General features: G+C 32.9%; 20 protein-coding genes. 4 read left to right on the top strand and 16 right to left on the bottom strand.

The window, feature by feature from the left end; genetic code table 11:
* Nucleotides 1-31 precede the first annotated feature (31 nt).
* Together ASC72_RS09095 and ASC72_RS09100 are read right to left on the bottom strand one after the other, a co-directional pair.
* Nucleotides 32-517 (bottom strand): hypothetical protein, encoded by a 486-nt coding sequence (locus ASC72_RS09095; RefSeq protein ID WP_056190009.1) that lies wholly within the window; start codon nt 515-517, stop codon nt 32-34.
* A 44-nt stretch (nt 518-561) separates the two neighbouring features.
* Entirely contained in the window at nt 562-945 is a 384-nt protein-coding gene (locus ASC72_RS09100; protein ID WP_056190011.1) for a hypothetical protein, read from the bottom strand.
* Between the two features lie 47 nt (nt 946-992).
* On the opposite strand from ASC72_RS09100, the gene ASC72_RS09105 reads away from it, so the two are divergent.
* Together ASC72_RS09105 and ASC72_RS09110 are read left to right on the top strand one after the other, a co-directional pair.
* Nucleotides 993-1,493: a DUF456 domain-containing protein gene (locus ASC72_RS09105; RefSeq protein ID WP_056190013.1), complete on the top strand. Its 501-nt coding sequence runs from the start codon at nt 993-995 to the stop codon at nt 1,491-1,493.
* 282 nt (nt 1,494-1,775) lie between these two features.
* Nucleotides 1,776-2,378 (top strand): DUF937 domain-containing protein, encoded by a 603-nt coding sequence (locus ASC72_RS09110; RefSeq protein WP_056190015.1) that lies wholly within the window; start codon nt 1,776-1,778, stop codon nt 2,376-2,378.
* Between the two features lie 62 nt (nt 2,379-2,440).
* Here ASC72_RS09110 and ASC72_RS09115 read toward each other — a convergent pair whose 3' ends face one another.
* The 8 genes from ASC72_RS09115 to ASC72_RS09145 form a co-directional block, all read right to left on the bottom strand.
* Entirely contained in the window at nt 2,441-3,349 is a 909-nt protein-coding gene (locus ASC72_RS09115; protein WP_056190019.1) for a pseudouridine synthase, read from the bottom strand.
* A gap of 216 nt (nt 3,350-3,565) precedes the next feature.
* Nucleotides 3,566-4,522, bottom strand: a complete 957-nt coding sequence (locus tag ASC72_RS09120; protein ID WP_056190021.1) for a geranylgeranylglycerol-phosphate geranylgeranyltransferase — start codon at nt 4,520-4,522, stop codon at nt 3,566-3,568.
* 64 nt (nt 4,523-4,586) lie between these two features.
* On the bottom strand, nt 4,587-4,847 hold the full coding sequence (locus tag ASC72_RS24500; protein WP_241775666.1) for a hypothetical protein: 261 nt from the start codon (nt 4,845-4,847) through the stop codon (nt 4,587-4,589).
* The gene (locus ASC72_RS24505) at nt 4,847-5,176 is read right to left on the bottom strand and encodes a hypothetical protein (RefSeq protein ID WP_241775668.1); all 330 of its coding nucleotides are present in this window, start codon (nt 5,174-5,176) and stop codon (nt 4,847-4,849) included. Before ASC72_RS24505 ends, ASC72_RS24500 begins: the two co-directional genes overlap by 1 nt.
* A gap of 74 nt (nt 5,177-5,250) precedes the next feature.
* The gene (locus ASC72_RS09130) at nt 5,251-6,189 is read right to left on the bottom strand and encodes a mevalonate kinase (protein WP_056190023.1); all 939 of its coding nucleotides are present in this window, start codon (nt 6,187-6,189) and stop codon (nt 5,251-5,253) included.
* A gap of 2 nt (nt 6,190-6,191) precedes the next feature.
* Nucleotides 6,192-6,497: a type II toxin-antitoxin system RelE/ParE family toxin gene (locus tag ASC72_RS09135; protein WP_056190025.1), complete on the bottom strand. Its 306-nt coding sequence runs from the start codon at nt 6,495-6,497 to the stop codon at nt 6,192-6,194.
* 3 nt (nt 6,498-6,500) lie between these two features.
* Nucleotides 6,501-6,716: a hypothetical protein gene (locus ASC72_RS09140; RefSeq protein WP_056190027.1), complete on the bottom strand. Its 216-nt coding sequence runs from the start codon at nt 6,714-6,716 to the stop codon at nt 6,501-6,503.
* Nucleotides 6,717-6,747: 31 nt separating this feature from the next.
* A complete protein-coding gene (locus ASC72_RS09145) occupies nt 6,748-7,863 on the bottom strand; it encodes a diphosphomevalonate/mevalonate 3,5-bisphosphate decarboxylase family protein (protein WP_056190029.1) in 1,116 nt (371 codons plus the stop codon).
* A 154-nt stretch (nt 7,864-8,017) separates the two neighbouring features.
* On the opposite strand from ASC72_RS09145, the gene ASC72_RS09150 reads away from it, so the two are divergent.
* Both ASC72_RS09150 and ASC72_RS09155 read left to right on the top strand, forming a co-directional pair.
* Nucleotides 8,018-8,494 carry a TspO/MBR family protein gene (locus tag ASC72_RS09150; protein ID WP_056190032.1) on the top strand — a complete coding sequence of 159 codons (477 nt, stop codon included), beginning with the start codon at nt 8,018-8,020 and terminating at the stop codon, nt 8,492-8,494.
* A gap of 62 nt (nt 8,495-8,556) precedes the next feature.
* The gene (locus ASC72_RS09155; RefSeq protein WP_056190033.1) at nt 8,557-9,525 is read left to right on the top strand and encodes a hypothetical protein; all 969 of its coding nucleotides are present in this window, start codon (nt 8,557-8,559) and stop codon (nt 9,523-9,525) included.
* A gap of 29 nt (nt 9,526-9,554) precedes the next feature.
* Here ASC72_RS09155 and ASC72_RS09160 read toward each other — a convergent pair whose 3' ends face one another.
* The 6 genes from ASC72_RS09160 to ASC72_RS09185 form a co-directional block, all read right to left on the bottom strand.
* Nucleotides 9,555-10,289, bottom strand: a complete 735-nt coding sequence (locus tag ASC72_RS09160) for a hypothetical protein (RefSeq protein WP_056190035.1) — start codon at nt 10,287-10,289, stop codon at nt 9,555-9,557.
* An 11-nt stretch (nt 10,290-10,300) separates the two neighbouring features.
* On the bottom strand, nt 10,301-11,038 hold the full coding sequence (locus tag ASC72_RS09165; RefSeq protein ID WP_056190037.1) for a hypothetical protein: 738 nt from the start codon (nt 11,036-11,038) through the stop codon (nt 10,301-10,303).
* Between the two features lie 158 nt (nt 11,039-11,196).
* Complete coding sequence (locus tag ASC72_RS09170) at nt 11,197-11,844, bottom strand: HAD family hydrolase (RefSeq protein ID WP_056190040.1); 648 nt, start codon at nt 11,842-11,844, stop codon at nt 11,197-11,199.
* Between the two features lie 4 nt (nt 11,845-11,848).
* Nucleotides 11,849-13,057 (bottom strand): NAD(P)/FAD-dependent oxidoreductase, encoded by a 1,209-nt coding sequence (locus ASC72_RS09175; protein WP_056190042.1) that lies wholly within the window; start codon nt 13,055-13,057, stop codon nt 11,849-11,851.
* Nucleotides 13,058-13,152: 95 nt separating this feature from the next.
* On the bottom strand, nt 13,153-13,830 hold the full coding sequence (locus ASC72_RS09180; RefSeq protein ID WP_056190045.1) for a glycerophosphodiester phosphodiesterase family protein: 678 nt from the start codon (nt 13,828-13,830) through the stop codon (nt 13,153-13,155).
* Between the two features lie 206 nt (nt 13,831-14,036).
* Nucleotides 14,037-15,704 (bottom strand): alpha-amylase family glycosyl hydrolase, encoded by a 1,668-nt coding sequence (locus ASC72_RS09185; protein WP_056190047.1) that lies wholly within the window; start codon nt 15,702-15,704, stop codon nt 14,037-14,039.
* Nucleotides 15,705-15,889 lie beyond the last annotated feature (185 nt).

The raw sequence follows: 15,889 nt of genomic DNA on the forward strand, positions 1-15,889 counted from the left end.
AATGATCTTATATAGACTTATATGGTGAAAACTATTTTTTATCTTTTTCTTTAATAATAACAGGCAGAATAAACTGTGTTTTTACCGGAATTCCGCGCTTGATGGCTGGATTTACTTTCGGGAAATCAACTAAACGGGCGTGCAGAATACTGTCAATTTTGATAGTATCGTAAGCAACAGAATCTTTAGGAAACTGAGGTTCAAATTTCATCGTTGCATTTGGGAAAACGGTTACTTTAACTTCAATAGTGTCCAATTCCGGATATAGGATTGACAAAGTATCAATGTCCAGTTTTGCCTCAATAAGTTGTCCCATAACCTCAAAAAAGCATTGTTGGCGCAGTTTTTTGTCGGCTATTTTTTCGCATTCGGCAACTGATGGATATTCGTCAACTTCTTTCCAGTTGATCGCTTTTAATTCTTTTTGAAGTAATTCTTTTTCAGATGGAACCTGCTTGTCAAAATATTGACAAGAACCGAAAATGATAAAAACTAAAAAAATAGGAAACTGCTTCAAGACTTTAAGATTGATTGTAAACGAATTAGATTATAAAAATACGATTATTTTTTTTGAGATGCTTTGTATTGCAAATATTCTTCGTAGCTTTCTGAGAGCCATTTTTCTTTGTTTGTCGCCGCAATTTCCTTTTGATCGGGATATAAATGCGCCAAACGATCTGAAAAAGTAGCGATCTGAACGGTATAGCTGTAAAACTCAGTTTTCGTTAAAGTGATACCTGGGTCATTTTTTCGATTAAAATATTCGAAGAAAAGTGCATCAAATTCCTTCATCGAAAAATTTAATACTTTTTTCTTATTACTTTTATAAATACTGTCCTGAAGTAATTGGTCACCGACAGATAGTTTTTTAACTTGTGCATACATAATAGCATTGATCGGGAAGATCAAAAAACAAATAAAAGATAATTTTAAAAGTCTTGGCATTGTCTAATTTTTCTGACGGCTTATAAGACAAATTTACAAAAAAATATATGGATTTACTACTGTTCACGCTTGGTTTTGTATGCATTATTATTGGGATTTTTGGAAGTTTTATGCCCGTTTTACCTGGTTTATCGAGTTGTTGGGTTGGATTGCTATTGCTGTACTTAACAAAGGCGGTAGAAAATAATTATTGGGTTCTGGGAATAACGCTTTTAATAACTATTGTAATCACAGTTCTTGATTACATAATTCCCGCAAAAGGAACCAAAAAATTTGGCGGTAGTTCGTACGGAATCTGGGGAACCAACATTGGTTTAATTGTGGGGATTCTGTCTCCAATTCCATTTGGCGTTATTATCGGACCATTTGTTGGGGCACTTATTGGAGAACTTATTTACGATTCTAAAAACCACAAAAGAGCATTAAAAGCCGCGACCGGATCTTTGCTTGGTTTTCTGGCTTCTAGTTTTATTAATTTTATGTTTTGTATTATTTTTCTAGGTATTTTTATACATATAACATGGGAATATCGAAACTTATTGTTTTAATTATGTAACATTGCCCTAAGCTTTTTCCTATTTTTTAGAAACTTTGAGGTAAAGTTCATACTTTTTTTAAAAATATTTTCTTTTTATTTTGATAACTAAAGGGTTATGTTTATTGATGGTACGAAGTTTTTGTATAAAATAAATGTTAAATTCACCATTAAATTTTTAACTTAATCTTTGGAAATGTTAAAATATTTTATATTTTTATCCTGATAAACGATAAAAAAGCCCCTTTTATCGATTATTTTGAATTAATTTAAATAATTTTTAAATGATTAAATTATGACTCCTAACCTACAAATTGAACTTAGACGTTTTATTTCTTCTAATGTTGTTTCAAAATTGAACAAGTTTTATTTTGAAAATGATGCACTTTTAATAAAAGGGATCGATGTCTCGATCGGAACCGTTTTAATGGGATTGTATAATAGGGCCGAGGAGTCGGGTTTCTACAAAGAACTTACCACATTAATTGCAGACGATTCCACCTTTTACCAGGAAGTCGATTTTACATCAGGCAGAATATTATCAGTTGACGACTGTTATCGTTTAGAAGGAAATGCTTTATTGAAAGGAATCTTTACTGAAAAAAAGGGAAGAATTTCTGAAATGATTTCAAACGAAGTCGGAATCAAAAGTGAAACCGCAAGAGAAATACTTAACTTCTCAGCATTACTAGTAGTTTCTTACCTTAAGAACAACATGCAATTACTAGACAGTTTAAAATTACTTCTTGAAGAACAAAAAAGAGAAATTTTAAACAGTATTCAACCCGGAATCAAAATTATCTTAGGATTTTCATGTCATGAAGTAGTTGAAGACAAAAATCAAACCATGGGAAGATCTATTTTTACCCTTTTTGGACATAACTTTTTTAGTTTCTAAATAAAAAAATCCCATCTTACAAAAGTAAAACAGGATTTATTTTCTTGAATTTGAATCGTTTCTTAAACGTTTTTCAAATTTATAATTTCTTGCTCAGTCAAAAAGCGCCAATTACCTCTTGGTAAATTCTTTTTGGTTAAACCGGCAAATGAAACACGATCTATACGTAAAACATCATAATCGAAGTTTTCGAAAATAGCGCGAACTACTTTTACATTCGATGAACGTAATTTAAGGCCAATTTCGCTCTTTGGTTCATTATCAATATAACTAACTTCTTCAACAAATACGCGGTGTCCATCAAGAACCAAACCTTTGCTGATTTTTTCTAAATCCTCAAATTTTAAGTTTTTGTCTAGTGAAACCTGATAAATTTTAGACGATTTCTGACTCGGTAAAGTAAATTTACGAATCATATCTGTATCGTTGGTGAACAACAATAAACCAGTTGTGTTTTTGTCCATTCTTCCAATCGGAGCAATTTTTGCCGTGGTAGAACCACGAACCAATTCTAAAACATTACGGTATTCCTGACCTTCGTCAAGTGCAGTGGTAAAGTTTTTAGGTTTGTTCAGTAAGATGTATTCTTTCTTTTCAGGAGTTAGAGTAACGCCGTCAAAATTTACGACATCGTCTAATTTTACTAAATAACCCATTTCAGTAACCGGAACGCCATTTACTTTAACGTTTCCAGACTGAATGTATATATCGGCATCACGACGCGAGCAAGCACCTGAATTAGAGATGTATTTGTTCAAGCGAATCTCGTCTGCAGCTTTCTGTCTTTTCGGAGCCTGATTTTGTTTTTTAATTTTTTCTGCTTTTTCTTCTTCGGCAGCTTTAACAGCCGGTTTCACTTTTTTTGGCCCTTGCGCACGCTTCGCCATAGGAGGTTTTGGCTTGCTAGAGTTTGATTTCGAGCTGTTTGGTCTCGAACCTCCTCTTTTATTATTGCCTTCCTTATTGTTCATAAATTCTGTAATTTGTGCAAAGATAGTTTATTCTTGCTAAATAATCTTAAGTTCATTGTTCTTAGATTAATAGCTATCGGTTTTTGAAGTTTTAGGAGCATCACAATTGGTATTTTCAGCATTTGAATTGTTGTTATTTCGTAGTGTTTCACAAAGGTAACACAGAGATACACGAAGCTTTCAAAGTTCTTCGTCTATCTCTGTGGAATAATCTATTTAGAATTTAGAAATTAGAGCCTTGCCGTGCCACAAAACACTTGGATTAATCAAAACAATACAACAAACACCCGATACAATCAGAAATTTCAAGACATTATGAAGCAGTAAATATTGTCCCTTCGAATTCGATTTCCATAAATAGATCAGGAAAAAAAGTAATACGCCAAAGCATACATAAAAGTAAATATCCATATAACCAACATCATAAATGTTGATCAAAACATAAACAGGAAGTACAGTCAAAATGGTCAAAACCGTAATAATTTGTTTAGAAACCGTTTCGTTATAAAGTATCGGAATCGTTCTGTAGTCGTTCGCCAGGTCACCTTTTAAATTTTCTAAATCCTTAATCATTTCCCGAATCAGAAGTAATAAAAATAAGAAAACCGCGTGTGCCGAAATTACCATAAAATGACTCATATGATCTTCAATTTCTTCAAATGAAATCTTGTTGTAGAAATATAAAAGAATCGCAAAAAATGGTATAACAGCCATGAAAGCTGCCATTAAATTACCAATAATTGGATATTTCTTAATTTTATGAGAGTAAAACCAAATCAGGAAAATATAAGCCGAAAAGAATAAAAATGCACGCCAGGAAACAATGAATGCCATTAAAACAGCAAGAAAATTCAAAGTAAAATAAACAGATAATTTTGTTTTCTGACTAACCAAACGATCCAGCATTGATTTATTGGGGCGATTGATTAAATCTTTCTGGCTGTCGTAAAAATTATTGATAATATATCCCGAAGCAATTGTAATAGCCGATGCAAAAACAATCAAAAATAAATTAAAATCAAGCAAAATATCCAGTGCTCTTTTCTCTGGAGCAAGTATAAAAATAGCAGATAAATATTGCGCCAATATAATAATCGGAATGTTGTAACCTCTAACCACAGAGAACAAACTGACAATTTTCATTACTAAAAGTTTGTGCTGTCTGCTTAACATTTTTTGATCGAAGTTTTTAGATTGAGGTGTAATTTAAGATTTTTTACTGAAGGGAACAGTATCATCAAAATTTATTTTTTAATAATGCAGCTGAGCCATAACCTAATTTTCGGATACAGGCCAAAGCTTCTTTTTGAGAAATACCGACTTCAGTAATGTCTTTTTTCTCTACAAAAACTACAGAGCCACTCCAAGGATTTGGAGCATCCGGAATAAAAACGGCAAATTTGCCCTCGTCTATTTTTTCAATCAAAAAGGCAAATTGCAAACCAGCATCTGTCGGTACCAGAATAACTTTTAAATCCTGATCAGATTCAAATCCCATTATGTTTTCATTTGTTTTTTTATGAACGAATAACCGGGGATGAAGCTTAATATTCCGTCTTCTAATTTTCGAACCAATTTTTGCGCTTTTGCTGTTCTGCCGAGTATGCCCGCGAGGAAGTAAATAATGATAATGATGATTATGCCGGTAAGTTCCTGAACTGCCAACCCTAAAAATTTAATTCTAGGCAAATGACTTACAAGCGGGAGCGTTATTTTTTGTACAATGTTATAAGCTTTTTCAAAAATAACAACCAGTAAAATTAAAGGTGCTAAAAATAGAATTCCTCCTAAAAAAGTTGCTTTCATAATCTTTAAAATACTTTTCATATTCAATAACTTTTTTAGAGTAAAATTTCAGGAAAATGTATTCAAATAATCAGCGCTTTTTTGAAGATTTAAACTTAAAACTGATAAACTACTTCTAGTTTATAGTCTTTCAAAGAAGCTTTAGCACGTTCTAAATCTTCAGTGAAACCCAGAATATAACCACCGCCTCCAGAACCGCAAAGTTTTAGATAATAATCATTAGTGTCAATTCCGTTTTGCCAGATTCCGTGAAATTGCTCCGGAATCATTGGTTTGAAGTTATTTAGAACAACCTTAGAAAGTTTTTTAGTATTGGTAAACAAAGATTTCATGTCGCCATGTAAAAAGTTTTCTACACAAGCATCCGTATATTTCACAAATTGGTTTTTAAGCATTGCACGGAAGCCTTTGTCTTTTAAGTTTTCCATGAAAATGTTAACCATTGGAGCTGTTTCGCCTACAATTCCTGAGTCTAATAAGAATACAGCGCCTTTTCCGTCAAAACTTTGAGTCGGAATTCCGGTTGCTTCAATATTATCTTTAGAATTAATTAAAATCGGGATACTCAAATAACTGTTTAAAGGATCTAAACCAGAACTTTTTCCGTGGAAAAAACTCTCCATTTGAGAAAATATATTTTTTAGTTGTAACAGTTTTTCACGAGTTAAATTCTCTAAAACTGTTATTTTGTGAGTTGCATATTTATCGTAAATTGCAGCAACAAGAGCGCCACTGCTTCCAACGCCATATCCTTGTGGAATACTTGAATCGAAATACATTCCGGTTTCAACATCATTTTTTAAAGCTGCCAGATCAAAAGCAACCAATTCCGGTTGTTCTGTTTGTAAAGTTTCAAGGTAAGTTACAAAACGTTTTAAACTTGCATTTGATGCTATTGCTTCTGTCGAAGGATCTTCGATTTTCTTCAAAGCACCATTGTAAAAATTATAAGGGATAGAAAGTCCTTTAGAATCACGAATGATTCCGTATTCTCCAAAGAGTAATATTTTTGAGTAAAATAATGGTCCTTTCATGTTTATTTTATGTCTTTCTTAATTTTATTTGGGTCTTGTTGTGTGTCGAAAATGGCATGAATTCTAACTTCATTTGCACCAAAACTATACAAGAGACTTGATTGTTTTGTTATAACACATTTTCGATATTTTTTATTTACTGACGATTTAGGAAAAATTTCAGGATTCATGCTAATTATTGAAATTGCTTTTTCAAATTTAATAATAAACATTTCTTTTGCTTTTTTAGACCATCTCGCTTCAATAAAATTTAAAACAGTGTCTAAATTTTTCTCAGCTGTTTTTGAAATATTTACTCTAAGATTCACTACCTAATATTTTTTCATCACATCTTCAAAGCATGTAAATTCTCCTCTTTCAAATTCTAATTCACTTTGAGCAACATCTTCTTTCTGGGCCTCAGTCAAATCATCCCACCAATCTTTTTTCTCTTTTCTTAGTAATTTTGCAACAGCCATAATAATTGAAGGATCATTAGTCTCTTTCAACATATTCATTGCCTCAAGTTTTTCTAATTGAATATCCATAATTCTAGAATTTTAATTAAAGATACGAAAATTATTTCTTCATTGCACCATCTCCAATTTGATCACAAATGTAGTAACCATTCTGACAAAATACAACTAATTCGCCCTTAATAAATTGTAATACTTTTTCGCTAACGTTTTCGGGATAAAGGACATGCACATTTGCACCGGCATCAAGCGTAAAACAAACGGGAATCTGGGTTTCATTTCTGAATTTCCAAATTGCATTTATGATTTGCAACGTATTTGGTTTCATTAAAATAAAATACGGCATTGAAGTCATCATCATCGCATGCAAAGTCAAGGCTTCGCTTTCGACAACTTTGATAAATTCTCCTAGATTTCCACTTTCAAAAATGGCAATTAACTGATCCAGATTTTCATGTGCCTGAGCAAAACGTCTTTCGGCATACGGGTGATTGTGCATCAAATCGTGACCAACTGTACTTGAAACTTGTTTTTCGCCTTTGTCAACTAATAAAATAGTATCCTGGTAATTCTTAAAATTTTCATGAATAGTGTACGGAAATTCAACCCCAAATAAATCCGAACTTCCCTCAATATTTACCTGATTTCCCCAAACCACAACATTTCCTTTTACACTTCGGCAGGCACTTCCGGAACCTAAACGCGCTAAAAAAGAAGCTTTTTGATAAAAATAGTCATCTGTCATTTCAGGATTCAGCTCTCTTTCCAAACTCATAAAATTCATCGCCAAAGCCGCCATTCCAGATGCTGAAGAAGCGATTCCTGAACTGTGTGGAAACGTATTTTGAGTATCGATCGTAAAATGATAATCCTTCAAAAAAGGCAGGTAAATTTCAATTCGCTCTAAAAACTTCTGAATTTTTGGTTTGAAATCTTCTTTTGGTTTTCCTTCAAATAATAAATCAAATGAAAATGAATCGTTTGTCACATTTAGCGATCCCGAGACTTTGGGAGAAATGTCTCTTTTTTCAAAACCCAATTTAGTAATCGTTTTACAATTATTCAACGTAAAACTCACCGATGGATTTGCCGGAATTTGATTGTCTTTTTTCCCCCAATATTTTACTAATGCAATATTACTGGGAGCGCTCCACCCAAAATTTCCGTTTTCGATTGTAGAAGTATAGTTTTTAGGAATAAAATCAGCTGCTGTAAACATGAAATATAAATTTTGGCAAAGATAGTTTTTAAAATATTTCACCATATAAGTTATATAAGAAAATGTAAGCAGGACTAAAACTAAAATGACTTGTCTGACTTATGTGGTTTAAACTTTCTTTTTAGTTATTTTTGAATAAAAAAAAGAAATAAAAATGAACAAAATAACACGAATCGCGATCGCTGTAATCGTTTGTTTAGCAGTTGGATATTCTTCGTCTACTGTTACCAGGGAAGGGGTGGAAACGTGGTATCCAACAATTTTAAAACCAAGTTTTAATCCGCCAAATTGGGTTTTTATGCCCGTTTGGACATTACTTTTTATTTTAATGGGAGTTGCAGCCGGTTTAGTTTGGGATAAAATAAAAGAACAAAACGAAGAAGTAAAAAAAGCTTTGGGTTTCTTTTTGGCCCAATTGATCTTAAATGCGGTATGGTCGTATATTTTCTTCGGATTAAAAAATCCGATGCTGGCTTTAATCGAAATCGCACTTTTATGGCTTATGATTTACGAAACGTATTTGAAATTCACCAAAATCAATAAAACTGCGGGTTATTTACTGATTCCATATATGGCTTGGGTAAGTTTTGCAGGGATTTTGAATGCGAGTATTTGGTGGTTGAATAGGTAAAAGTAGTTTCAAGTTTAAGGTTTTTTTAGTTTCAGGTTTCAAGTTTAACTAATACGTTTTTTATGAATAAATTCAGGGCTTTTCTAGTTGTTTTGTTTTTTGTTTCGTTTAATTCTTTTGCCTGTTTAAATGGTGAAACTAAGATTCTTAAGAATGGAGCTTATGTTTATATAGATTATAGAGGGCTTGTTCCACACGGACATCATTTTTTAAGTAGGGAATTTCCTCAGATTATAAAACAACTTGACAGCTTATATAGAAAGACAAATGATATTGATTATTTGTCTGATAAAGGATATATTTTAATTGTTCAAAAAAAGTACGACGAAGCACTAGAATTATATTTGAATATTGAAAAAATTAAGCCTAATCGATATTCAACAGCTTCCAATATTGGAACTCTTTATGAGTTAATTGGAGAAAATCAAAAAGCTTATGAATGGATAAAAAAATCGATTCAAATAAATCCGGAATCCCATAATGGTTCTGAATGGTTACATCTTAACATATTACAAGCAAAGATTAAAAAGATCGACGATGCTCATTTGGGAGAATTTTTAATAAACAATAGTTTTGGCAAAGATGTAATTCCAAAAATCGATTTGCCAAAAGAAACGTTGAAAGAGCTGGCTAAGTCAATTTATTACCAAGCTAATGAGCGAATGAGTTTTATAAAACCAAAAGACAAAATTATTTCTGCCTTGCTTTTTGAACTTGGTAATGCGGTTAAGATAATTGGGGAAAATGAAAATGCTATTCGAATTTATAATTTAGCTAAAGAATATGGTTTTCAAGATGAATTAGTTAATCAGAGAATAATTTATTGCTATCAAAGTAAAAATAAATATGTTGAAAAAGAAAATCAAAAATTATACGAAAATATTATAAAGGTAAAACGAAGTAAACAAGGTGTTGATGTTGATTACGTTGGTCAAATAGAAAGTGTATTAGTTATTTTATCCATTGTAGCTGCACTTTTATTAATTGTTTCAATTATCCTTTATTTGAAATGGAAGAATCTAAGGGATTAATATTCTTCTAAATGATTTTTCGAAATAGTTTAGTTTTTAATCTCAACTTTCAACTTCTTAAACTCATCATTTTTAGCAGTCAAAAAATCCATTGTTGCCAAAATATTAGGATGGTCCAGTAGTGTTTTAGATTTTGGATCGGCATCACAAAATTGAAGAAAAAGTTCTTTTTCTTCAGCGTTTAATTTTAAATCTTCAGAAAAAAAAGTTTCCGAAACTGATGTCTGGATAAGTTTTTTAAAGTCAATCTTTTCTATTTCCTTTTTAGGCACTTCTTTTTCTTTTTTAAATAAATCAGAAATTAGACTCCCAACTGCTATAAAATTTACACCATTTGTAATAGTTCCGTCATAAACTCCTGTATATTTTTGCAAAGAGCGAGACGGTAATACAGTTGAACCTTCGCCAGCAGCGCCTACGTGAGGAAAATTTATTTTTGTTATTACTACTTCATCTAATTCTTCTGGCTTTAAAATCATATTAACCACAAGATTATTAGTTTCAAAATTTTGAGATGTTACTTTTAATCTTGAAAAGAAATAATCCTTAGAAAAGAAAATCAAACTGTCATTTACTTTGACCAAAATATCGAACTCTCCTAAAGTATTTGTAGTTGTGCTGGTTTTAGCTGTTTTATTAATAACCTCAATGCCTTTGAGAGCGGAGTTTTGAGAAAGAACTTTTCCATGAAGCAATTTTTCTGTTTGTGAAATAGAAAGCTGGTAAGTGAAAAAAGAAATTGTGGTAAGTAATTTTACTTTCATCTAATAGATTTTTAGTTTTTAATTTCTGTTTCCAATTTCTTAAACTCTTCATTCTTAACAAATAAAAAATCCATCAAGGCCAAAACATTCGGATGTTCTAAAAGTGTTTTAGATTTCGCATCGGCATCGCAGAATTTTATAAAAAGTTCTTTTTCTTTAGATGTAATATTTAAATTTTTAAGAAAAAACTCAGGTGGACAAGAGGCTATAATTAGTTTTTTGAAACGGTCATCATGCGGCTCAATTTTTTTCTTTGGTTTGTCAAAAATGGGGTAACTAAAATTTATAGCATTTTTAATTTTACCATCATAAACAGTAACTTTTGTAGTAACATCATCAAATTGCTTGCGAATTTTGATTTTATTTATTTCTTCTCTATTATTGGCAATTTTTTTAAGTTCAGTTTTATTAAAAGCAGATCTATAAACTACAACATTCTCCAATTCTTCGGCTTTTGGAGTCATCTCAACAATGAGATGGCTTTTTTCCAGATCTTTCAAAGTTAGCTTCAATCTTGTAAATAAGTAATCCTTTGAAAAAAACAATAAACTGTCCTGCTCTTTTGCTAAAATAGAAAACTCTCCCAATTCATTGGTTCTAGTGCTTGTTTGAGCTGCTTTATTAATAACCTCAACTTTATTAAGCGGATCATTATTGGAAACAACTTTTCCGTGAAGCAGTTTTTCGGTTTGAGAAATAGAAAGTTGGTAAGTGAAAAAAGAAATTGTAGTGAGTAATTTTACTTTCATCTAATGGTATTTAGCTGAGAGTAAAATTATTAGAATTGTCTTAACGAAAACTTACAGAATCTGTAAATTCTTGTTAATTCGGGTTTTTAAGTTTTCAGTCGCAGTCTCAGTTTTCAGTCATAACGCCTCCTGTGACTGAAAACTGAGACTGTGAACTTTTACAATATTTCAATTAATTCTGATGGCGTATTTATTACCAATTTTGCACCGCTAGCGATCAGTTCTTCTTCTGTGCGATAGCCCCATGAAACACCAAGCGGAAACATATTAGCATTTGTTGCTGTTAACATGTCAATATCAGAATCGCCTATAAAGATGATTTCTTCTGTTTTTAAATTCCAGTTTTTGCTTATTTCGACAGCTTCAAACGGATTAGGTTTTTTAAGCGCTTCAGTACTTAAACCAACGGCAGTATTAAAATAATCCGGGAATATTTCTGATGCTATTTTTTTGGTAAGCTCATCAGCTTTGTTTGAAAAAACTGCTAATTTGATATCTCTTGAAACTAAATCATCCAGCAATTCAACAATACCTGCGTAAGGTTTTGTTTTTAGCGTGCAAATTTTACGATATTCACTAATGATACAATTGAAACAATTTTCAATATCGGTTTCTGTATTGTTTGAAGAAGGCAAAGCTTCGCTTACCAAATTTCGCAAACCGCTTCCGATAAAATATTGGTAAGCCTCATAAGTATGTGTTGGGTAATTTAGAGTCGTTAGAACATTGTTCATTGCATCTGAGATGTCTTCTAATGAATTGACTAAAGTTCCGTCTAAATCAAAAATAATTCCTTTGTATTTCATTCTATTAAATATTATTTGCCAAAATAAACCCGCTTGTCCAGGCATTCTGGAAGTTGAAACCCCCTGTTATGGCGTCGATGTTTACAATTTCGCCAGCAAAATAAAGGTTTTGATGTAATTTGCTTTCCATGGTTTTGAAGTTGATTTCTTTTAAATCAATTCCGCCGGCTGTTACAAATTCTTCTTTAAAAGTGCTTTTTCCGTTTACCTGAAATTTTGCTTTTGTCAATTGAGAAGCTAAATTTTGTAATTGAATTTTAGATAAATCAGCCCATTTGGTTTCCGATTCAATTTCAGAAGCTAAAACCAAACTTTCCCATAAACGATTAGGGAAGTCGAAAGGAGATTTTTTTGAAACGGCTTTTTTAGCATGCTCCTGTTTTAAATCTTTTAGGATTTTCTCTGCATCTTCAGTATCAACATCATTCAGCCAATTGACGAAAATAGTAAACTGATAATTTTTGTCGAATAAAATGCGTGCTCCCCAAGCCGAAAGTTTCAAAATGGCGGGACCACTCATTCCCCAATGTGTGATTAACAACGGCCCGGTTGACTCTAGTTTGGTATCTTTTACATTTACGGTAACTTGTGCCGCAACACCAGGCAATTCTTTAATTCGTGGATCTTTGATATTGAAAGTAAATAGGGAAGGTACCGCGCTCACAATAGCGTGTCCTTTCTCTTGGAGCATTTCCCAGATTTTAGGATTGCTTCCGGTGGCCATGACCAATTTTTCTGTAATAAATTTATCGTTTTGCGTATCAATTTTCCAATGATTTTCTGCTTTGTAAATCGATTGTACGCTTTGTCCTGTCAAAACTTTGATACCTAATTTTTCGGTTGCTTTTAAGAAACAATCGATTATGGTTTGAGAAGAATTAGAAACGGGAAACATTCTTCCGTCGTCTTCGATTTTTAATTCTACGCCATGTTTTTCGAACCATTCTATGGTATCCCCAGAACAAAATTGATGAAAAGGACCGCGAAGTTCTTTTTCACCACGCGGATAAAATTTGACCAATTCATTTGGTTCAAAACAGGCGTGTGTTACGTTACATCTTCCACCACCGGAAACGCGGACTTTAGATAGTACCTCTTTTCCTCTTTCTAAAATGGCGATTTTCAGTTTCGGATTTTTCTCTGCAATATTTATCGCGGAAAAAAAACCTGCAGCGCCCCCGCCAACAATTAGGATGTCGAAATTTTGAATCATATTTTTTTGGTTAGCCACGACCCGAGCGCTAGCGAACAGGCGAAGCAATTTCACGAATTGGCACTAATTTTAAATCTTTAGGATCTTTAATTTTTTTATAATTTATCCGGAAAATCAGAGATCATTCCGTCTACTTTATAGCTTTTTATTTTTTGAATATCTTTTTCACTATTTACTGTCCAAGGCAAAACCAGAAAACCTTTTTTCTGCATCTCTTTCACATTTTCCTGATTCAATAAATGAAAATAAGGATGAATGGCCTTTGCTTTTATTGTTTCGGCGAAAGCCAAAGCTAAATCGAGATCTGTTTCTGTCAAAACACCAATAGGTATTTTAGAATCTAAATTATGAACTTCCTGCAAGACATTCCAATCAAAACTCGAAATAATAAAATGAGCGTAACTCCAGTTTTTTTCTGAAACATATTCATCAATAAGAGAAATAACTTTCGTTACAGTATCTGCATTTTTTAATTCGATATTGATGAAACATTTTTTGTTTACAAGGTCAAAAACTTCTTTTAAAGTTGGAATTTCATGCTTTTCAGCAATCAAAAACGATTTTAATTCCGGTAAAGATAAGGTATTTACAAAACCTTTTCCGGTGGTCATTTTGTCGATGGTTTCGTCGTGAATGACAATTATATGTCCATCAGCACTTAAGTGAACATCGAGTTCAATTCCGTCAGCATTTAAGTCTAATGCTTTCTGAAAAGCTTTTAAAGTATTCTCGGGTTCGTAGCCTTTGGCGCCGCGATGTGCAATCTTGAGCATTTGTTGTGAGTTTAAACGCAAAGGTCGCAAAGTTTTACGCAAAGGTCGCAAGGAATTATAAAAATTAAATAGCCGCGAATTACTTCGTCTGTTCGCTATCGCTCGAGTCACGAATTATTTTTTGACAATCTTTGAAGATTTAAATTCGTGAATTCGTGGCGAAAAAAACTTTGCGACCTTTGCGTAAAACTTTGCGTTCCTTTCGGTTAAGTGCGTTCCAATAAAGCGACATCGAAATCACTATCAATAATTACTTTTCCATCGATAACTTCGACGTTTTGATCCGAATAAGTGTCTCTTAATTTTGTTCCATTTTCGAAAATAGAATTTACGGGGATTTCTTTTTTGCCTTTTGGCAAATCCAAACCAATAATGACGTTATCTTCGAAAGCTCCTTTTGAGAAAGTTCTGGAGAAAACATAAAATTCTGAACTAATTTGCTGATGAATTCCAGCGCCAATTGCAGGATGATTTTTTCTGAATTGCCCTAATTTCTGCCAATGCAAAAGTGTATTTTTGGTTTCCTGATTGTTCAGAATATCATCCCAATTCATGTTCGAGCGAAGGGTTGCATCACCGTTTGTGCCTTCCACAACCAGCGATCGTCCGGATTCGTCGCCATAATAAACCTGAGACATACCCGGAGACAATAATAATTTGGTACCAGCTTCAATACCCTTTGTTCTGTTGGCATCAAAAGGCTGGCCATCGTCGTGTGATGACATATAGTTTAAAACCGAATATCCCTTTAATTCATTATTTAAAGCATTCGAATATTTTGTAAACAGACCTTCGTAATTGTTTTGAGCCGCGTTCCATTTGAATTCAAAATTAATCATGCTGTTGAAACCATTTTGGAAATAATTTACTTTTCTATCTCCAAAATCATAATCCTGTCCGCCACTAATTCCGTATCCGTAAACTTCAGCAATCGTATAAAACGGATTTTGATCTAAAACCTGTAAAGGATGATGTTTTTTCCAGGCTTCGAAAGCGTAATCGCATTCTTTTTTAAAATCGGCCCAAACATCTTCGTTGGTGTGTTTTACAGTATCGGCCCGGTAACCGTCAATTCCGAATTCAACGATATAATCTGTCAGCCATTTTATAATGTAATATTTTGGTGTTCTTGGATAATTGGTTCTTTTGAAAAATTCATCCAACGAAGCGATTTCTTTTTCATAACGGCCTTCTTTTTTCCATTTTTCAGTTAAAAAAGGAGGGAGTTGCACTTCCTGAGTACTTTCTGTTCTTACATCCGGAAGGTTATCAACTAAAGTACACATCGTTGTGTTTTCAAACGATTTGTAATCGCAAACCACTCCAGTTCTAACCCAATCCGAAGGCCAAACAGGATCTTCAGGAGTTACGGGGCCAGTATGATTGATAACACCATCCAGAATAATTCGGATGCCTTTTTCGTGTGCTTTTTTAACTAAATTGGCTAAATCTTCTTTTGTTCCGAAGTTCGGATCCAAAGCTGTCCAGTCTCTTGCCCAATACCCATGAAATCCATAACTCAAACCCGTTCCTTCGTCAACGCCATCGTGAATTTGCTCCACAATCGGCGTAAGCCAAATAGCATTTATTCCTAATCGCTCAAAATAGCCAGATTCGATTTTTTTTGTAATTCCGATAATATCTCCGCCTTCAAAACCGCGTAGTTTTCCAGGTGTTTTAGTTCGGTTGAAGTTTAAATCATTGGCTGTATTTCCATTATAAAAACGATCGGTAAGTAAAAAGTAGACATTTGCCCCTTCCCAAACGAAAGGTGTTTTTGAAGTATTTTTGTTATGCATTGAAACTGATTTTGAGCCAGAACAACTCGTGATTAAGAATACTAAAGGTAAAAAAAGGAAAGTGTATTTTTTCATTTATTCTGAATTTAACGAACATTTATAATTTGTTCTAAATAAAATTTCCGCCACGAATTCACGAATTTATATTTTCATAGAGTATTAAAATAATTCATGAATTCGTGGCGGAAAAATAGTTATCTAAATTTTAAACACATAGAAACATAGATTTTCTTCCTTTCGAAAAGGACAAAATAAATGAC

It is taken from the genome of Flavobacterium sp. Root420 (assembly GCF_001427905.1).
Classification (GTDB): domain Bacteria; phylum Bacteroidota; class Bacteroidia; order Flavobacteriales; family Flavobacteriaceae; genus Flavobacterium.